Below are 17,632 nucleotides of genomic sequence, written 5' to 3' on the forward strand. Positions count from 1 at the left end.
CGACGCGCGCTGGCGGCCCCGTCTTCGCGTATCCGCGACGCGACGAACGCCGTGATGGCGACGACGAACGCCGTGACGGCGACAAGGAGGAGGACCGGTGACCGAGAACGGCGGACAGCGGACCGGCTACAGGCGGGTCCTGCTCAAGCTCGGTGGTGAGATGTTCGGTGGCGGCAGCGTCGGTGTCGACCCGGACGTGGTCCACTCGGTCGCCCGTCAGATCGCCGACGTCGTGCGCGACGGCGTCCAGGTGGCCGTCGTGATCGGCGGTGGCAACTTCTTCCGCGGCGCCGAGCTGCAGCAGCGGGGCATGGAGCGCGACCGCGCCGACTACATGGCCATGCTCGGCACGGTGATGAACTGCCTGGCCCTCCAGGACTTCCTGGAGAAGGAGGGCGTGCCGACGCGCGTGCAGACCGCCATCACGATGGGACAGGTCGCCGAGCCCTACATCCCGCGGCGCGCCGAGCGGCACCTGGAGAAGGGCCGCGTCGTGATCTTCGGCGCCGGGGTCGGCATGCCGTACTTCTCCACCGACACCGCCGCCGCGCAGCGCGCGCTGGAGATCGGCTGCGAGGCGGTGCTGATGGCCAAGGCGGTCGACGGCGTCTACACCGCCGACCCGAAGCTGGACGCGGCGGCGGTGATGTTCGAGAGCATCACCCACCGCGAGGTCCTGGAGCGGGGGCTGAAGGTCGCCGACGCGACCGCCTTCAGCCTGTGCATGGACAACAAGATGCCGATCATCGTGTTCAACCTCCTCACCGAGGGCAACATCGGCCGCGCCGTGCGCGGTGAGAAGATCGGGACCCTGGTCAGCACCCCCGGCGGTGCGGCCACGGCCTGACCGTGCTGGGATCGGCCTCACCGCGAGCGTCCACCCCGCAGCAGAAAGCACAGAAGGAGCAGCCGTGATCGACGAGACACTCCTCGACGCCGAGGAGAAGATGGAGAAGGCGGTGTCGGTGGCCAAGGACGAGCTGGCCACGGTGCGCACCGGCCGGGCCAACCCCGCCATGTTCCACGGCATCACGGTCGACTACTACGGTGCGCCGACGCCGATCAACCAGATGGCCAGCATCTCGGTGCCCGAGGCGCGGATGGCGGTCATCAAGCCCTACGACGCCAGCCAGCTCCGCGCCATCGAGAAGGCGATCAGGGACTCCGACCTGGGCGTCAACCCGAGCAACGACGGCACCATCATCCGCGTGGTCATCCCGGCGCTGTCCGAGGAGCGGCGGCGCGAGATGGTGAAGATCGCCAAGGGCAAGGGCGAGGACGCGAAGGTGTCCGTCCGCAACATCCGCCGCAAGGCCAAGGACGAGCTGGACCGCATCGTCAAGGACGGCGAGGCCGGTGAGGACGACGGCGTGCGGGCCGAGAAGGAGCTGCAGGCCCTCACCGACAAGTACGTCTCCCAGATCGACGTGCTGGTCAAGCACAAGGAAACCGAGCTTCTCGAGGTCTGAGTGGTGACGGCCAGCCAACGGGGGGATGCCGCCGGCGCGTCCGGCGGCACATCAGGGAAGAAGCCTTCGCGGGCTGGCCGGGACCTCCGGGCGGCGATCGCGGTCGGCGTCGGGCTCGGCGCGGCGATCCTGGTGGCGCTGCTCACCGTGCGCGAGGTGTTCGTCGGGATCGCCGCGCTCGCCGTCGCGGTCGGGACGTGGGAGCTCGCCGGCGCGTTGCGCCGGGGCGCCGGCATCCAGCTCCAGCTGCCCGTGCTGCTGCTCGGCGGCCAGGCCATGGTGTGGTTGTCCTGGCCGTTCGGGCGGAGCGGGGTGTTGGCCGCGTTCGTGGTCACCATCCTGTGCTGCCTGGTGTGGCGGATGCGCGCCGGCGCGGACGGCTATCTGCGGGACGTGGCCGCCTCGGTGTTCACGGCGGCCTACGTGCCGCTGTTCGCGTCGTTCGCGGCGATGCTGGTGGTGCCCGACGACGGGCAGTACCGCGTGCTCTGCTTCATGATCGGAGTGGTCTGCTCGGACACCGGCGGGTACGTCGCCGGGGTGCTGTTCGGGCGCCACCCGATGGCGCCGGCGATCAGCCCGAAGAAGTCGTGGGAGGGTTTCGCCGGGTCAATGGTGGCCGGTGTGGTCGGCGGCGCCCTGTCGGTGAGCCTGCTGCTGGGCGGCCACTGGTGGCAGGGCGTGTTGTTCGGCGCGGCGCTGGTGGTCACGGCGACCGTGGGCGACCTCGTCGAGTCCATGATCAAGCGGGATCTGGGGATCAAGGACATGGGCACGCTGCTGCCCGGCCACGGCGGGCTGATGGACCGTCTGGACTCCCTGCTGCCGTCGGCGGTGGTGTCCTGGTTGTTGCTGCGCGCGTTCGTCCCGGCCTGACCACCGCCTCGCGTGCGCGCCGCGGCGGAGCCGGGGCGCGGCGGGCGGTGGTCAGGACCGCGTGGTGGCGTCGAGCACGGCGAAGGTGGCGCCACAGGGATCGGCGAGCACCGCGACGCGCCCCTCGCGTGTGGCGAACGGCGCGAGCGCCACGTGCCCGCCGTGGCGCACCGCCCGCTCCGCCAGCCGGTCGACGCCCACCTCCGGGTCGACGTCGAAGTAGACCATCCAGTGCGGCGGCATCTCGCGGGGGAACTCCGGGCCCATCCCCAGCCGCCCGAGCCGGATCGTCCTGCCGCCCAGCGACCAGAGGGTGTAGTCGGCGGTCCGCGGGTCGTCCCAGGGTTCCTGGGCGTATCCGAAGAGCGCGGCGAAGAACGTGTCGGCCGTCGCGCCGTCCCGGGAGTGCAGCTCGCCGCGGCTCACCGCGCCGGGCAGGGCCGTGCCGAACCGCCAGGTCCCGGTGGGCTGCCAGAAGCCGACGACCGCGCCGGTCGGGTCGGCGGCGATCAGCATGTGCCCGCACCCCGGCAGTTCGACCGGGCCGTGGACGAGCTGCCCGCCGAGCAGGCTGACCTGTTCCGCGGTGCGGACGGCGTCGACGGTGGCGAGGTAGAGCATCCACGTGCCCAGCTCGCCCGGCTGTCGGCCGGGGTTGGTGTACACGCCGGCCACCGGGCGGTCGTGGACCAGGGCGAAGGTGTAGTTGCCGGTGGACGGGTCGGGGTTGATGGCGTAGCGCCAGCCGAACAGGCCGGCGTAGAACTCGCGGGTGGCCCGCGGGTCGGGGCTGGCGAGCTCGACCCAGCACGGGGTGCCCGGCGCGAAGCCGGCCGGGTCGGCGTGGACCATGGGCGCCCTCCTCTCCCGCACGGCGGGGGAGACCGTGTGATCGGCGGGAATCCACGTCGGACCCTAGGCCGGCAGGGGGAACACCGACGGCCGCACCGCGCCCGGACATCCCCCGATCGGGGGGCCGCTGGTCGACCACGGGGTGACCCGCTGGTCGGTGATGCCCCATCCGGGTGCGGTCCTAGCGTCGTGGTGTGGGCGGGGGTCTCCCCCGCCGCCCAGCCCGGCAGGGGGCGACCGGCCACCACCCGTCCGCCGCCTCGCTCCCTGCCGCGGTCGGGCGACACGGCGCGCCCCGGGCGGCCGGGGGAACGGGAGGTCGGGACGATGGGTGGGCTCAGCCCCTGGCACTGGATCGTCGTCATCGCGGCGTTCGCCCTGTTGTTCGGCGCGAAGCGGTTGCCGGACGCGGCGCGGTCGGTCGGCAGGTCGTTGCGGATCTTCCGGGCGGAGATGGGCACCGCCGGGCAGTCCGGGGGCGAGGCCGCGGCCTACGATGGCTCCGCCGGTGGCGGCCCGACCGGGCAGGAGCGGCCGGCGCCCCGGGTGGAGGCGCCGCGGGTGGAGGTGCCGCGGCCGCCGGCCGGCGGGTCGACGGGTCGGTGAACGAGGGGGCTGCGCGCGTGAGCGGCGACCGGGTCCGGGTGGTGATCGCTGAGGATCACCCCATCTACCGGGACGGGCTGCGCCGCGCCCTGGGCTGGAACCACGACCTCGAGGTGGTCGCCGCGGTCGCCGACGGCGACCAGGCGCTGGCGGCGGCCAGGGAGCACGCCCCGTGCGTGCTCGTCGTCGACTACAACCTGCCGGGCAGGAACGGCGTGCAGGTCGCCGACGCGGTCACCAGGGACGGGCTCGACTGCCGGGTGCTGCTGATCTCGGCGACCACCGACGGCCCCGTCGTGTTCGAGGCCCTGGAGCGCGGCGCGGCCGGTTACCTGGGCAAGGACGCCGACCGGGACCAGATCATCGACGCGGTGCTGCGGGTGGCCAGGGGCCAGGCGGTGCTGCCGCCCGAGGTGGCCACCGGCCTGGCCGGGCAGATCCGGATGCGCGGGGGCCAGCACCGCCCGGCGCTGACCGAACGGGAGCGCGAGGTGCTGCGGTCCTTCGCCGCGGGCCTGACCATCCCGCAGGTGGCGCGGAACCTGCACCTGAGCCCGAGCACGGTGAAGAGCCACACGCAGCGGCTGTACGAGAAGCTCGGGGTGGGCGACCGGGCGGCGGTGGTGGCTGAGGCCATGCGCCGCGGTCTGCTGGAGTGAGTCCGGCCGAACCGAGGGGCCCGGCGTCGGTGCGCGGCGCCGGGTGGGCGCGGCTGCTCCTGGTCCTCCCGCTGTCCCTGGGTGGGCTGGCGGCCACCCAGGGCAACCAGCGCGTGGCGTTCTTCGCCGTCGTCGCGGTCTACGCGGTGTGGGCGCTGGGGTGGCTGCGGTTCGTTACGCGGCCGGAGCGCGTCGGGCCGACCGTGGCGGTGGTGGCCGCCGCCGTCGACGTCGTGGTGATCACCGTCCTCGCCGCGCTGTCCAGGGGGCCTGGCTCGGAGGCGCGGTACGCGTACTTCCTGCTGCCGGTCGTCGCGATCCCGTGGAACCGGGCCTGGCTGACCGCCGGTGTGGGCCTCGCCGGGCTCGTCGGGCACGCGGTGCTCGTGCTGGCGCCGCTGCGGCCGGAGGACGTGGCCAACCTGGACCCGTCCAGGGGGATGCTCTACGACCTGCTGCGGGCCGGCACGGACGCGAGCTACCTGTTCTGGCTGACCGGCATGTGCACCCTGCTGACCGTCGCGCTGGGGCGTCGCAACGAGCGGATCCAGCGGTTGCTGGACGAGCGGGAGCGGCTGCTCGCCGAGGTCCTGCGGGTCGAGGACCGGGAGCGGGCGGCGCTGGCCGAGGCGCTGCACGACGGCGCGGTGCAGAACCTGCTCGCGGTGCGGCTGGACCTGGAGGAGGTCGGGCCGGAGCACCGCGGGCCGTGGTGGCACCGAGTGCGCGAGGTGGTCACCGACACCGTGCGGGAGTTGCGGGAGGCGGTGTTCGACCTGCACCCGAGGGTGCTGCGGGAGGCCGGCCTCGCGCAGGCGTTGCGCAGCCTGGGGGAGCGGGCGGCCCGCCGGGGGCGGTTCGACCTCGACTGCCGGATCGACCCGGTGCCCCGGCACCCCGCCGAGCAACTCGTGTACTCCGCCGCGCGCGAGCTGCTGGCCAACGTCGAGCGGCACGCGCGGGCCTCGCGGGTGGAGTTGCTGCTCACCGCGCGGGACGGGCGGCTGCGGCTGTGCCTGCGGGACGACGGGGTCGGCATCGAGCCGGGTGTGCTCCGCCGGCGCATCGCCGAGGGGCACATCGGCCTGGCCAGCCAGCAGGTGCGGGTCACCGGCGCCGGCGGCGCGTTCCACGTGCGGCCCCGCGAGGGCGGGGGCACCGTCGTCGAGGTCGAGCTGCCGTACTGATCTCCCGAGGTGGGAGCGGTCGGGCTCCTCCGATCGGCCTCGGCCGATCGGCTGGGGTCGGCCCACCCCGGATCGGTCCCGGTGGGCGGCGACCCCGCGCGGGCGGCCCCGGGACAGTGGTCGGCGATGGGATCTGCGTCGAGGGTCACGCGGCGGAGACCGCGGCATCACCTTCGACCAGCGCGGCGCCGCCGCTGGGCACGGGGGAGCCTGCTGGGGCCGGTGGTCGTCGCGGTCCTGGTCATGAGCACCTTCGGGGCGACGTGGTGGCGGTTGGGCGCGGCGATGCACCGCGTCGACGGGGTCCTCCCGACCACCGAGGCCCCGAACCCGGTCGGCGCCGGCCGGCGGCGGGCCGCCGAGAACGTCCTCCTCATCGGAGCGGACTCCCGGTCCGGCCGGGCCGGGGTCTCCGGCGCCCGGTCGGACGCGGTCGTGCTGGTGCGCGTGCCGGCGGACCGCGCGAGCGTCACCGCCGTCAGCATCCCCCGCGATGCCTGGGTGGACGTGCCCTCCTGCCCCCGTCCGGGCGGTGGCTGGACCGCGCCCTACACCGGGATGCTCAACTCGGCGCTGGACACCGCCGGCCCCACCTGCACCGCGCGGACGGTGCAGAAGCTCACGGGCATGGTGGTGACGCGGTACGTCCAGCTCGACTACGAGGGCTTCCGGGCGGTCGTGGACGCGCTGGGCGGGGTCGCGGTCGACCACCCCGGGCCGGGTCCGGTGTCCGACCCGGACAGCGGGCTGGAGCTGCGGCCGGGGCGCAACGAGCTGGACGGGGAGGGGGCGCTGGCCTACGTGCGGGCGCGGTGCCACCTCGGCGACGGGGCGGACCCGTGGCGCGTCCAGTGGCAGCAGCGGTTCATGCTGGCGGTGGCCAGGAAGGCCGCGAGCACCGACGTCCTGGCCGATCCGGCCCGGCTGCGGGAGGCCGTGTCGGCCGTGCTGGCCGCGACCACCGCGGACGGGCAGACCTCGCTCGCCGACCTGGAGCGCCTCGTCTCCGCCCTGCGGTCCGTTCCGCCGGAGCGGTTCGTCTTCCGGACCGCTCCGATCGCCTTCCCGGACCACGAGCCCGAGCCGGGCCGGGCGCACCCCGCCGACCGGGTGCTGCTCGACGTCGAGGCGAGCCGGCGCCTCTTCGCGGCGCTCGCCGCCGACGCGCCGCTGCCCGAGTAGCGGACGGGAGACTGGCACGCCCGCACGTCACCTGGTAGAGCGAAGGGGTGAAGAACTACGTGCGGGCGGCCCTGGCCGCGGCCCGCGCCCCCGACCCGGGCGCCACCGGCACCGTGGTGCCCAGCCCGAACATCTGGCACTGGCCGGACGTGTACGAGGTGGAGAACCACGCGCAGGACTCCGGCGGGGCGATCTGGGGTGCCCTGCGGGCGGCCCACGACTTCGCCGGGCGCGACGTGGTCGACGTCGGCTGCGGCGACGGGTTCCACCTGCCGGTGTTCGCCGCCTCGGCCCGCTCGGTGACCGGGGTGGAGCCGCACGCGCCGCTGGTCGAGCGGGCGCGACGCCGGGTGGCTGAGCTCACCAACGTGACCGTGCTGGCCGGACCGGCGCAGCGGTTGCCGCTGGCGGAGGCGAGCGCGGACCTCGTGCACGCCCGCACCGCCTACTTCTTCGGGCCGGGCTGCGAGCCCGGTCTGCGGGAGGCCGACCGGGTGCTGCGTCCGGGCGGCGCTCTCGCGGTCGTCGACCTCGATGCCACCGCCGGGCCCTACGGGGCCTGGATGCGCGCCGACATGCCGCACTACGACCCGTCGGCGGTCGAGGCGTTCTTCGCGCGGCACGGGTTCGACTGCCGGCGGGTCGACACCCTGTGGCGGTTCCCGGACCGGGAGAGCCTGGCGGCCGTGCTGCGGATCGAGTTCTCGCCCCGGGTCGCGGAGCGGGCGATCGCCGAGTCGTCCGGCCTGACCATCCCGGTCCGCTACCGGCTGCACGTCCGCCGCAAGCCGACGGGGATCGTCCGCGCCTGAGTCGGCGCGGGGCGGGTCGCGACGAGCGTGCCGCGCCGCGGCTTCCCCCGCTGCGGCGGACATGGGGTGCGGTGGGCGTAACAGGCGGACGGCGGCCGGGTGAGCTGGTCGATCTGGGACACTGGAGCGCGTTATGACTTCGCTCCCACTCGTGTTCGACGCCCCGCGCCGTGGCCTGCCGCCGCGGCACCTCGCCGACCTCTCCGCCGAGCAGCGCCAGGCCGCCGTCGTCGAGCTGGGGGAGAAGCCCTTCCGGGCCAAGCAGCTGTCGCACCACTACTTCGGCCGGCTCACCGCCGACCCGGAGGCGATGACCGACATCCCGGCCGCCGCCAGGGCCCGGCTCGCGGAGCGCCTGCTGCCGCCGCTGCTCACGCCCGTGCGCCACGTGACCTGCGACGACGGCCTGACCCGCAAGACGCTGTGGAAGGCCCACGACGGCACGCTGCTGGAGAGCGTGCTCATGCGGTACCCGGACCGGGCGACGGTGTGCATCTCCAGCCAGGCCGGCTGCGGCATGGCCTGCCCGTTCTGCGCCACCGGCCAGGCCGGCCTGCAGCGCAACCTGTCCACGGCCGAGATCGTGGAGCAGGTGCGGGCCGCGGCCGCCGCCATGCGGGACGGGCTGCTGCCCGGCTCCGCCGACGACGCCCAGGCGGGCCGGCTCACGAACATCGTGTTCATGGGCATGGGCGAGCCGCTGGCCAACTACCGCCGGGTGATCGACGCTGTGCACCGGATCTGCGACCCGGCGCCGAACGGCCTCGGCATCTCGCAGCGCTCGGTGACCGTCTCGACGGTCGGTCTGGTCCCGGCCATCCGGAAGATGACCGAGGAGGGTCTCCAGGTCCGGCTGGCGGTGTCGCTGCACACCCCGGACGACGAGCTGCGGGACACGCTGGTGCCGGTGAACACCCGGTGGAAGGTCGCCGAGGTGCTGGAGGCCGCGCGGGGCTACGCGGACCGGACCGGCCGCCGGGTCTCCATCGAGTACGCGTTGATCCGCGACATCAACGACCACGGCTGGCGCGCGGACCTGCTGGGCAAGCTGCTGCGCAAGCACCTCGGGCAGCTCGCCCACGTCAACCTGATCCCGCTCAACCCGACCCCGGGCAGCAAGTGGGACGCCAGCCCGAAGCCGGTCGAGCGGGAGTTCGTGCGGCGGGTCCAGGAGCAGGGCGTGGCCTGCACCGTGCGGGACACGCGCGGGCAGGAGATCGCCGCGGCCTGCGGTCAGCTCGCCGCCGAGGGCTGAGCCCCCGCGCCGGATGGGGGCCTGGTGGTCCTGACAGTCCGTGACTTCGACCAGGGCCTGAAGGCGGAACTGCGTGTTCGCCTCGCTGAGCACGGCCGTTCCCCGGAAGCGGAGACACCGGCCGTTCTCACCTCGGTGCCACCCACGTCGATCCGTGGTGAGGGGATGAGGTCCCGGATTCGCCGCGGGTTCGGTGACGTGGGGGACTGCCAGCTCGACCTTCCGGAGCGGACCGAGGCCGCGCGCGGTGCGGAGCTGCCCTGACGGAGACGGTGGGGCACGCTTGGGCCGGAGTGGTGCTTGCCGGAGTGTCACGCGAGGTGGATTCAGGCCGTACCGGGTGCCCGGACCGCGCACGACGGAGGGGATCCTCCCCACGAGGCGCGGCGGACAGGGTGGAGCCGAACCTGGTGGCCATCGGGGGCGCGCCACGATTGTGGCCATGACCGCTGAGCCGCTGCGAACGGTGCGTGGCCACTTGTCGGAATTCGTCGATCGGGCCGAACGCGAGCACGAGCGCGTGGTCGTGACCAGGAACGGACGGCCCGCAGCGGTGCTGATCGGGTACGACGACCTGACGGCCCTCGAAGAGACGCTGGAGACCATGAGCGTCCCGAACGCGGCGGCCCTCCGGCAGAGCCGGGACGAACTCGCTCGTGGTGAGGTCGTTCGCGGCGTGGACGCCGTTCGCGCTCGTCGGACCCGTTCGTGATCCAGGACGAGCTGCCGGAGAGCGTCGCTTCCGCCGTGATCGGGTTCATCACGGGCTCGCTGCTCCACGAGATCGACGATGATCGCCGCGAGGTCACGGCGCCGCGTGTCAGGCACCGTGCCGAGGTCTACCGCCCGCGATGACCTCCCGCCCTCGTGGGCGCGTTGCCTCCCCCGGTCGCCATGACGATCACTTGGTGATCTGGGATCGAGTCGGGGCGCGTACGGAGAAAGGCGCGTCCGGGACGGGGTCCTGGACGCGCCTTTCGCGTGTCGGTGTCCGGCGGCCTCAGCGGCGCCAGTGGGTGCGGCGCTTGATGATGTCGCGCACCAGCATGAAGGCCATGGTCACGGCGATCAGCACGAGGAAGATGTCCTCGACGTGGCCGCGGTGGTTGCCGATGAGCATCAGCAGCATCACGGCGGCGGTCAACCAGCCGGCGATCTGCGTCGCCCGGGGGAAGGTGCCGTGCCAGCCCCACTCCGCCGACGGCTCCTGCTCCAGGTCGAGCGCCGTCACGGCGTGCCGCTTCTCCAGCTCCGAGGAGGACGAGTTGGATGAGTTCGACACAGTGGCCACTACCTCTCCTGCGCCAGCGTCACGGTCGGTTGCGGGGCTCATCGTCCCACACGATCGGGTGGTGACCTCGGCCGCCTCCGTTGGCTGTGACCGGTCGAACTCGTCTACCCTGGCCCATCGCGGGCCCGCCCGCGCCCGCGTTCCGCGGGGCGTCCGCGTCCGGACGGCGCGCGGCGGCGCCTGAGCGCGGTCGCCGAGGACCGCCACCGGGCCGCCGGCGGCGGCCGCCGACCCCCGTCCCGTCCCCCGTACGGCCTGTCGCGGCCGAAGACTGCCTGGAAGGTGCCCGGATTGACCGATGAGCCGCCTGGCGGGTTCCACCCGGCAGAGGAGCGCACGCCCGACACCTTCGCGCCGGTCGAGGTGGGGATCTACGGGGTCGAGAAACGCTTCTCCGACCAGGTGGCGGTCGACGGGATCGACCTGCGCGTGCACGAGGGCGAGTTCTTCTCGGTGCTCGGCCCGTCGGGCTGCGGCAAGACCACGCTCCTGCGGATGGTCGCCGGGTTCGTCGACCCCGACGCCGGCCGGATCGAGCTGGACGGCGTCGACATGGTGGGCGTCCCGCCCTACCGGCGGGACGTCAACACGGTCTTCCAGTCCTACGCGCTGTTCCCGCACATGAGCGTGTGGGACAACGTGGCCTACGGCCTGCGCCGCAAGCGCGTCAAGGGCAGTGAGCTGCGCGAACGGGTGGGCGAGCACCTGGAGCTGGTGCAGCTGTCGGCGTTCGCCAAGCGCCGCCCCGCGGAGTTGTCCGGCGGGCAGCAGCAGCGGGTGGCCATCGCCCGCGCGCTGGCCGCGCGGCCCCGCGTCCTGCTGCTCGACGAGCCCCTCGGCGCGCTGGACGCGAAGCTGCGCAAGCAGATGCAGATCGAGCTGATGCGCATCCAGCGCGAGGTCGGCACGACGTTCCTCTACGTCACCCACGACCAGGAGGAGGCGCTGGTCCTGTCGCACCGGGTCGCGGTCATGAACGCGGGCCGGGTGGAGCAGGTCGGCTACCCGGAGGACGTCTACGAGCGGCCGGGCACCCGGTTCGTGGCCGGGTTCATCGGGACCTCCAACATCATGGACGCCACCGTCGCCGGGGTGGAAAGTGGCGTCGTGGAGCTGACCGCCGACGGCGTGGAGCGGCTGCGGGCGACGCTGCCGGAGCGGCGCGCGGTGCGGCACGGGCAGCGGCTGGCCGTCACGGTGCGCCCGGAGAAGCTGCACCTGTACGACGCCGACGGCGACGAGCAGCCGCCCGCGGGCTGGTGCTCGCTCACCGGCACCGTCGCCGACGTCGTCTACACCGGCATGTCCACCCAGTACGTCGTCGACGTGCCCGGCGGCGGCTCGCTGGTGGCGTTCGTGCAGAACGCGCGGCGGATCTCCGACGCCGGCACGCCGGGCCAGCCGGTGCGCATGGCCTGGGACCCCGAGTTCACCGTCGTGCTGGACGCCGAGCCGGCTGGCCGGGCCGAGCGCGAACTGGTCGAGGAGGTGCGCTGACCGATGGGTGACAACAGGCCGACCGTGCGCGTCGCGCGGTTGTGGGACACCGACAGCCCGCGGGTGACCCGCCGCTCGGTGCTGCGGTCGATGGCCTTCTTCGCGCTGGCCGCGCAGGGCGCGGCGGCCTGCGGGATCTCCGAGGCGCCGCCCGCGCCCGGCGGCGGGTCCAGCGCCGACGTCAAGGCGAGCAACGCGGTCGACGAGAAGAAGCTGAACTTCTTCAACTGGACCGACTACATCGCCGAGGACACCGTGCCCGGCTTCCAGGCCGAGACCGGCATCCAGGTCACCTACGACAACTTCAGCTCCAACGACGAGCTGGAGGCCAAGATCGCCTCCGGGGCGGCCGGCTACGACCTGGTCGTGCCCAGCGACAACTTCCTGCGCCGGTTCCTGCGGTCGAACCTGGTGCGGCCGCTGGACCACGACCTCATCCCCAACCTGCGCAACCTGGAGCAGCGGTTCCGGGAGGCCGACTACGACCCGGGCAACCGGTACTCGATCCCGTGGGCGTGGGGCACGACCGGCCTGGCCTACTCGCGGAGCCAGCTCGGCGCCGAGGTCACCGGGTTCTCCGCCTACGACCTGGCCGGCGCCCGGGGGCGCAGCACGATCCTGGACGAGGCCAGGGACGGGATGATGATCGGCCTGCTGGCGTTGGGGCACGACCCGAACACCAAGGACGCGAAGCAGATCGAGGACGCCACCCGCTACCTGCTCGACCTCAAGAAGAAGATCGGCCAGATCACCTCGGACGTGATCGAGCCGCTCACCTCGGGTCAGGTGCCGCTCGCGCAGTGCTACTCCGGCGACGCCTTCCAGGCCAGGAAGGCCAACGCCGACCTCGCCTACGCCATCCCGCGCGAGGGCGGCATGAGCTACGTCGACCTGCTGTGCGTCCCGGCCAAGGCGCCGCACGCCGAGAACGCGCACCGCTTCCTCGACTACGTGCTGCGCCCCGACGTCGGCGCCAAGCTCGCCAACGCGATCCGCTACGGCAGCGCCAACGCCGCCGCCAAGCCGATGGTCGACAAGGAGCTGCTGAACGACCCGCTGGTGTACCCGCCGGCCGACGTGCTCGCGAAGCTGCCGTTCACCAAGGACCTCGGGCCGGACGTGGAGGCCAGGTACGCCGACGCGTGGACCAAGGTCAAGACGGGCTGATGGCACGGCGTCGCGCTCCCCGCTGGCTCTCCGCCAACCTGCTGCTGCTCCCCACCGGGCTGTGGCTGGCGTTGTTCCTGCTCGTCCCGTTGGCGTTGGTGGTGCAGTACAGCTTCGCCACCAGGGACACCGGCCCGCTGCGGGTGGTGCTGCCCTGGACGGCGCAGGCGTACCGCACCGCCCTCGACCCGGCGTTCCTGCCGATCTTCGGCCGCACGCTGGCCTACGCGGCGCTGACCACGGCGGCCTGCCTGCTGCTCGGCTTCCCGCTGGCGTGGTTCATCGCGCGGCACGGCGGGCGGCACCGCAACGCGCTGCTGGCCGCGGTCCTGGTGCCGTTCTGGGCGAGCTACCTGGCCCGCATCTACGCCTGGAAGGCGCTGCTGGACGGCGACGGGCTGGTGAACCGGCTGCTCGGCCTGGTCGGTCTGGGAAGGGACGGCGGCTTCCTGCTCACCGACGGGGCCGTGGTGCTCGGCCTCACCTACGGCTTCCTGCCGTTCATGGTGCTGCCGCTGTACGTGGCGTGCGAGCGGTTCGACCACCGGCTGGTGGAGGCCTCCTACGACCTCGGCCACGGTCGGGTGTCGACCTTCTTCCGGGTGGTGCTGCCCGGGGTGCGGCCGGGCGTGCTGGCCGGCTCCCTGCTCGTGCTGGTGCCCGCCGCCGGCGACTTCGTCACGCCCAGGCTGCTCGGCGGCGTCGACCAGTCCACCTTCGGCAGCGTCATCGACGACCAGTTCCGGGGTGGCAACAACTGGCCGCTGGGCTCGGCGATGGCGGTGCTGCTGATGGCGCTCGTGGTCGTGGTGCTCGTCGTCCGCGGCCGGCGAGGGGAGGACGTGCTGTGAGCGCGCGCCCTGCCCTGAACCCCGGCAACGACGCCGCCGGCGCGCGGGAGAACGCGCCCAGGACCCGGCGCGGACGCGGCGGGCGGCGCCCGTGGGCCCTGATCGCCGCGGTGGCCGTGGTGTTCGCGTTCCTGTACGCGCCGATCCTGTGGCTGGCGCTGGTGTCGTTCAACGACTCCCGCACGGTGAGCCGGTTCACCGGGTTCTCCACCCGCTGGTACGCCGAGCTGGTCGTCGACGAGCGGGTGCGGTCCGCGCTCGGCCTCACGCTGCGGTTGGCGCTGAGCAGCGCGGCGGTCTGCACCGTGGTCGGGACGCTCGCCGCGTTCGGTCTGCGCCGGGTGTTCCGGGGCCGCGGGTTGTGGACGGTGCTGCTCAGCCTGCCGCTGGTGGTGCCCGAGGTGGTGATGGGGGTCAGCCTGCTGGCGTTCTGCGTCAAGCTCGCCGGCATCCCGCTGGGCTTCGGCGCGTTGCTGGCCGCGCACGTGGCGTTCTCGCTGAGCTTCGTGGTCGTCGTGGTGCGGTCCCGGCTGGCGGGGATGGACCTCCGGCTGGAGGAGGCCGCCGCCGACCTCGGCGCCGGTCCGCTGACCGCGTTCCGCACGGTCACGTTGCCGCTGGTCGCGCCGGCCGTGGTGGCGGGTGCGGCGTTCGCCTTCCTGCTGTCCTTCGACGACCTGGTGATCTCCAGCTACCTGACCGGCGTGGGGTCCACCACGCTGCCGGTGTTCATCTACGGGCAGGCGAGCAAGCGCGGGGTGTCGCCGGAGATCGTCGCGCTGTCCACGCTGATGGTCGCGGTGAGCGCCGCGCTGCTGCTGGTCGGTGTCGCGGCCGTCTCGTGGCGGGCACGACGGGCGGGCCGCCGGGCCGAGCTCGCCCTGCCGAACTGACGTCCCGGACAGACGTCGACCGCGGCGCCCCGCCCACGTCGGAGGACGGTGGGCGGGGCGCCGCGGTCGGTCGTGTCAGATGGGGTCAATGGGTGACGCGTTTGCCGGTGACAGCCCGGTAGATCGCCAGCACGACGATCGAGCCGAGGATGGCCAGCAGCCAGGTCCGCAGGTCGAAGAACTGGCCCAGGTCGGTGTTGAAGATCAACCGACCGATGAAGCCGCCCACGAAGGCGCCGACGATGCCCAGCAGCATCGTCACCAAGATCCCGCCCGGGTCCCTACCGGGCATGATGGCCTTGGCCAGGGCGCCCGCGAGCAGGCCAAGCACGATCCAGCCGATGATGCCCACCGGTGTCTCCTTCCTCGGCGCGCCTGGGGCGCGCCCTCGGCGATCACTACCGCCGCTACTGAGTTGCCCGCGGGCGCCGACCTCACGCTCACCGGAGTGCCGTCGTTATCAGGACGTTATCTTCTGACACCTCAACGGGGGCTTACCCCGGTTCGGGGACAATGGGCGCGATGGAGTCCGCCGGCAGCCAGGGCGCAGCGCCCGCAGCACCCCAGACGTCCCCCTCCCACCAGCGCAGCGTGCTCGTCCTCGGGTCGACCGGGTCGGTCGGCACGCAGGCGCTGGACGTGGTCCGGGCCAACCCGGACCGGTTCCGCGTCGCCGGCCTGGCCGCCGGCGGCGCCGACCCGGCCACCGTCGCCGAGCAGGCGCTCGAGTTCGGCGTGTCCGCCGTCGCCCTGGCCAGGGCGACCGCCGCCGAGGACCTGCAGCTCGCCCTCTACGCCGCGGCCCAGCGCCGGGGGTACGAGCGCGGCGAGTTCCGGCTGCCCCGCATCCTCGTCGGCCCGGACGCGGTGACCGAGCTGGTCGCCACCACGCCGGCCGACGTCGTGCTCAACGCCGTGGTCGGCTCGCGGGGACTGCCCGTGACCCTGGAGGCGCTGCGCACCGGAGCCACCCTCGCGCTGGCCAACAAGGAGTCGCTCATCGCCGGCGGGCCGCTCGTGCTGGCCGCCGCGCGCCCCGGCCAGATCGTGCCGGTGGACTCCGAGCACTCCGCGCTCGCGCAGTGCCTGCGCGGCGGTCGGTCCGAGGAGGTCGACCGCCTGGTGCTGACCGCGTCGGGCGGCCCGTTCCGCGGCCGGCGGCGCGCGGAGCTGGCCGAGGTCACCGTGGAGCAGGCGCTGACCCACCCGACGTGGGCGATGGGGCCGGTCATCACGCTCAACTCGGCGACGCTGGTCAACAAGGGCCTGGAGCTGATCGAGGCGCACCTGCTGTTCGGCGTGCCCTACGAGCGGATCGACGTCGTGGTGCACCCCCAGTCGGTCGTGCACTCGATGGTCGCGTTCACCGACGGGTCCACGCTGGCCCAGGCCAGCCCGCCGGACATGCGGCTGCCGATCGCGCTCGGGCTGGGTTGGCCGGACCGGGTCCCCGGGGCCGCCGCGCCGTGTAGTTTCCAGGTGCCCACGGCGTGGACGTTCGAGCCGGTGGACGACGAGGCGTTCCCCGCGGTCGAGCTGGCCAGGGCCGCCGGGTCGGCCGGCGGCTGCCTGCCCGCGGTGTACAACGCGGCCAACGAGGAGGCCGTCGAGGCGTTCCTCACCGGCGGCATCCGGTTCACGGCGATCGTCGACACGGTCGCCGAGGTGGTGTCCGAGGCTGACGGCTGGCGCGCGGCGCCGGCCTCCGTGGCGGACGTGGTCGCGGCCGAGGAGTGGGCCAGGGCACGCGCGCGGGAACTGGTGGGGGCGGCCGGCGCGGCCGCCGAGGCGGGGAGGAACACGCGGTGACGTTCGTGCTCGGGGTCGTCCTCTTCGCGTTGGGCATCGGCATCTCGATCGCCCTGCACGAGTTCGGCCACCTGCTGACCGCCAAGGCGTTCGGCATGAAGGCCACGCGGTACTTCGTCGGCTTCGGGCCGAAGATCTTCTCGTTCCGGAAGGGCGAGACCGAGTACGGGCTCAAGGCCATCCCGGCCGGCGGGTTCGTGCAGATCGTGGGCATGACCGCGCTGGAGGAGGTCGACCCCGCCGACGAGCCGCGCGCCTTCTACAACAAGCCGGTGTGGCAGCGCGTGGTCGTGCTCGCCGCCGGGTCGATCACCCACTTCATCATCGGCATCCTGGTGCTGTTCCTGATGGCGGTCTCGATCGGCCTGCCGAACCTGGGCAACAAGCCCGTCGTCGGCGAGATCAGCGCCTGCGTGCCGGCCACGCCCACCCAGAAGGGCTGCGCCCCCGGCGACCCGGCCCCCGCCCGGCAGGCCGGCCTGAAGCCCGGCGACGAGATCCTCGCCGTCGGCGGGCGCGCCACCGCCACCTACGAGGACGTCCTGCGGACGACCAGGGAGATGGCCGGCCCGACGCCGTTCCGGATCCGCCGGGACGGCCAGGAGCAGACGCTGACCGTGGACGTGGCCAGGGTGCAGCGCGCCCCGCTGGACCCCAAGCCCGGGGAGACCCAGCTCGTGAGCGTCGGCGCCGTGGGCCTGTCGAACTCGCGCATGCTCCAGCACGGCGTGCTGGAGGCCGTGCCGGCCACCCTGAGCCTGACCGGCGACATGTTCGCCAACACCTGGGAGGGCATCAAGAAGCTTCCGGAGAAGGTGCCGGCGGTCTGGCGGGCCATCATGGGCGAGAACGACCCGCAGCGCCCGGTCAGCGTGGTCGGCGCCAGCGTCATCGGCGGCGACGCGGTCGAGCGGGGCCTGTGGGAGCTGTTCCTGATGCTCCTGGCCGGCCTGAACTTCTTCGTCGGCGTCTTCAACCTGCTGCCGCTGCTGCCGATGGACGGTGGGCACATCGCCGTGAACGTCTACGGCCGCGTGCGGGACTGGGTGCGCCGGATGCGGGGGCTGCCCGCGGGCGGTCCGGTCGACTACACCAAACTGCTCCCGATCACGTACGTGCTCATGCTGCTCGGCGGCGCGATGATGCTGCTCACGGTGACCGCCGACATCGTCAACCCCATCCGGCTCCCCCAGTAACCTGGACTGGCCGACGCACGAGCTGAGAGG

Annotated in this window: 20 protein-coding genes and 1 pseudogene; 18 read left to right on the plus strand and 3 right to left on the minus strand. The window is 73.3% G+C overall.

Translation table 11 applies throughout. From position 1 onward, the window contains the following. Window positions 1-97: 97 nt before the first annotated feature. The 3 genes from pyrH (at window position 98) to BUE43_RS20395 (ending at window position 2,345) form a co-directional block, all read left to right on the plus strand. Window positions 98-847 carry a UMP kinase gene (pyrH, locus tag BUE43_RS20385; RefSeq protein ID WP_073485574.1) on the plus strand — a complete coding sequence of 250 codons (750 nt, stop codon included), beginning with the start codon at window positions 98-100 and terminating at the stop codon, window positions 845-847. Between the two features lie 64 nt (window positions 848-911). Next, window positions 912-1,469 (plus strand): ribosome recycling factor, encoded by a 558-nt coding sequence (gene frr, locus BUE43_RS20390; protein WP_073485576.1) that lies wholly within the window; start codon window positions 912-914, stop codon window positions 1,467-1,469. After that, window positions 1,470-2,345, plus strand: a complete 876-nt coding sequence (locus BUE43_RS20395) for a phosphatidate cytidylyltransferase (protein ID WP_073485579.1) — start codon at window positions 1,470-1,472, stop codon at window positions 2,343-2,345. A 51-nt stretch (window positions 2,346-2,396) separates the two neighbouring features. Here the strand turns inward: BUE43_RS20395 and BUE43_RS20400 are convergent, their stop codons facing one another. Next, window positions 2,397-3,197: a VOC family protein gene (locus tag BUE43_RS20400; protein WP_073485581.1), complete on the minus strand. Its 801-nt coding sequence runs from the start codon at window positions 3,195-3,197 to the stop codon at window positions 2,397-2,399. Window positions 3,198-3,524: 327 nt separating this feature from the next. Between BUE43_RS20400 and tatA the strand changes: the two genes are divergently transcribed. From tatA to BUE43_RS34305, 9 genes and pseudogenes are all read left to right on the plus strand, one after another. Further along, window positions 3,525-3,803, plus strand: coding sequence for a Sec-independent protein translocase subunit TatA (gene tatA, locus BUE43_RS20405; protein ID WP_073485583.1), 279 nt, complete (start codon window positions 3,525-3,527; stop codon window positions 3,801-3,803). Window positions 3,804-3,820: 17 nt separating this feature from the next. Then, window positions 3,821-4,462, plus strand: coding sequence for a response regulator (locus BUE43_RS20410; RefSeq protein WP_143174270.1), 642 nt, complete (start codon window positions 3,821-3,823; stop codon window positions 4,460-4,462). A gap of 29 nt (window positions 4,463-4,491) precedes the next feature. Further along, window positions 4,492-5,649 (plus strand): sensor histidine kinase, encoded by a 1,158-nt coding sequence (locus BUE43_RS20415; protein WP_234995811.1) that lies wholly within the window; start codon window positions 4,492-4,494, stop codon window positions 5,647-5,649. A gap of 222 nt (window positions 5,650-5,871) precedes the next feature. Beyond that, a complete protein-coding gene (locus BUE43_RS20420) occupies window positions 5,872-6,831 on the plus strand; it encodes an LCP family protein (RefSeq protein ID WP_073485589.1) in 960 nt (319 codons plus the stop codon). A gap of 59 nt (window positions 6,832-6,890) precedes the next feature. Continuing rightward, a complete protein-coding gene (locus tag BUE43_RS20425) occupies window positions 6,891-7,643 on the plus strand; it encodes a class I SAM-dependent methyltransferase (RefSeq protein ID WP_200797623.1) in 753 nt (250 codons plus the stop codon). 133 nt (window positions 7,644-7,776) lie between these two features. Then, window positions 7,777-8,898, plus strand: a complete 1,122-nt coding sequence (gene rlmN / locus BUE43_RS20430) for a dual-specificity RNA methyltransferase RlmN (protein ID WP_073485591.1) — start codon at window positions 7,777-7,779, stop codon at window positions 8,896-8,898. Between the two features lie 24 nt (window positions 8,899-8,922). Beyond that, window positions 8,923-9,021 (plus strand): annotated as a pseudogene (locus tag BUE43_RS36005) (FitA-like ribbon-helix-helix domain-containing protein); the annotation flags it as partial. Between the two features lie 319 nt (window positions 9,022-9,340). Further along, the gene (locus BUE43_RS20440) at window positions 9,341-9,610 is read left to right on the plus strand and encodes a type II toxin-antitoxin system Phd/YefM family antitoxin (RefSeq protein WP_073485595.1); all 270 of its coding nucleotides are present in this window, start codon (window positions 9,341-9,343) and stop codon (window positions 9,608-9,610) included. Next, window positions 9,607-9,753 carry a hypothetical protein gene (locus tag BUE43_RS34305; protein ID WP_159447762.1) on the plus strand — a complete coding sequence of 49 codons (147 nt, stop codon included), beginning with the start codon at window positions 9,607-9,609 and terminating at the stop codon, window positions 9,751-9,753. Before BUE43_RS20440 ends, BUE43_RS34305 begins: the two co-directional genes overlap by 4 nt. 145 nt (window positions 9,754-9,898) lie before the next feature. On the opposite strand, the gene BUE43_RS20445 is transcribed toward BUE43_RS34305, so the two are convergent. Further along, window positions 9,899-10,180 carry a DUF2631 domain-containing protein gene (locus BUE43_RS20445; RefSeq protein ID WP_073486134.1) on the minus strand — a complete coding sequence of 94 codons (282 nt, stop codon included), beginning with the start codon at window positions 10,178-10,180 and terminating at the stop codon, window positions 9,899-9,901. A 300-nt stretch (window positions 10,181-10,480) separates the two neighbouring features. On the opposite strand from BUE43_RS20445, the gene BUE43_RS20450 reads away from it, so the two are divergent. The 4 genes from BUE43_RS20450 to BUE43_RS20465 are packed head-to-tail and all read left to right on the plus strand — an operon-like array spanning window position 10,481 to window position 14,597. Further along, entirely contained in the window at window positions 10,481-11,686 is a 1,206-nt protein-coding gene (locus tag BUE43_RS20450; RefSeq protein ID WP_073485597.1) for an ABC transporter ATP-binding protein, read from the plus strand. 3 nt (window positions 11,687-11,689) lie between these two features. After that, the gene (locus BUE43_RS20455) at window positions 11,690-12,853 is read left to right on the plus strand and encodes a polyamine ABC transporter substrate-binding protein (RefSeq protein WP_073485599.1); all 1,164 of its coding nucleotides are present in this window, start codon (window positions 11,690-11,692) and stop codon (window positions 12,851-12,853) included. Next, the gene (locus tag BUE43_RS20460; protein WP_073485601.1) at window positions 12,853-13,704 is read left to right on the plus strand and encodes an ABC transporter permease; all 852 of its coding nucleotides are present in this window, start codon (window positions 12,853-12,855) and stop codon (window positions 13,702-13,704) included. Before BUE43_RS20455 ends, BUE43_RS20460 begins: the two co-directional genes overlap by 1 nt. Then, window positions 13,701-14,597, plus strand: a complete 897-nt coding sequence (locus BUE43_RS20465; RefSeq protein ID WP_234995812.1) for an ABC transporter permease — start codon at window positions 13,701-13,703, stop codon at window positions 14,595-14,597. Before BUE43_RS20460 ends, BUE43_RS20465 begins: the two co-directional genes overlap by 4 nt. 85 nt (window positions 14,598-14,682) lie before the next feature. On the opposite strand, the gene BUE43_RS20470 is transcribed toward BUE43_RS20465, so the two are convergent. After that, window positions 14,683-14,949 carry a GlsB/YeaQ/YmgE family stress response membrane protein gene (locus BUE43_RS20470; RefSeq protein ID WP_073485603.1) on the minus strand — a complete coding sequence of 89 codons (267 nt, stop codon included), beginning with the start codon at window positions 14,947-14,949 and terminating at the stop codon, window positions 14,683-14,685. Window positions 14,950-15,119: 170 nt separating this feature from the next. On the opposite strand from BUE43_RS20470, the gene dxr reads away from it, so the two are divergent. Beyond that, a complete protein-coding gene (dxr, locus tag BUE43_RS20475; RefSeq protein ID WP_073485605.1) occupies window positions 15,120-16,406 on the plus strand; it encodes a 1-deoxy-D-xylulose-5-phosphate reductoisomerase in 1,287 nt (428 codons plus the stop codon). Beyond that, entirely contained in the window at window positions 16,403-17,602 is a 1,200-nt protein-coding gene (locus BUE43_RS20480; RefSeq protein ID WP_073486139.1) for a M50 family metallopeptidase, read from the plus strand. The genes dxr and BUE43_RS20480 overlap by 4 nt, the downstream gene beginning before the upstream one ends. Window positions 17,603-17,632 lie beyond the last annotated feature (30 nt).

The organism is Streptoalloteichus hindustanus, from assembly GCF_900129375.1.
GTDB classification, from domain to species: domain Bacteria; phylum Actinomycetota; class Actinomycetes; order Mycobacteriales; family Pseudonocardiaceae; genus Streptoalloteichus; species Streptoalloteichus hindustanus.

Excerpts from the sequence above, each read along its gene's own strand:
- BUE43_RS20460 (WP_073485601.1), top strand. The coding sequence starts at position 12,853 with ATGGCACGGCGTCGCGCTCCCCGCTGGCTCTCCGCCAACCTGCTGCTG.
- BUE43_RS20440 (WP_073485595.1), top strand. The coding sequence starts at position 9,341 with ATGACCGCTGAGCCGCTGCGAACGGTGCGTGGCCACTTGTCGGAATTC.
- rlmN (WP_073485591.1), top strand. The coding sequence starts at position 7,777 with ATGACTTCGCTCCCACTCGTGTTCGACGCCCCGCGCCGTGGCCTGCCG.
- BUE43_RS20400 (WP_073485581.1), bottom strand. The coding sequence starts at position 3,197 with ATGGTCCACGCCGACCCGGCCGGCTTCGCGCCGGGCACCCCGTGCTGG.
- BUE43_RS20455 (WP_073485599.1), top strand. The coding sequence starts at position 11,690 with ATGGGTGACAACAGGCCGACCGTGCGCGTCGCGCGGTTGTGGGACACC.
- tatA (WP_073485583.1), top strand. The coding sequence starts at position 3,525 with ATGGGTGGGCTCAGCCCCTGGCACTGGATCGTCGTCATCGCGGCGTTC.
- dxr (WP_073485605.1), top strand. The coding sequence starts at position 15,120 with ATGGAGTCCGCCGGCAGCCAGGGCGCAGCGCCCGCAGCACCCCAGACG.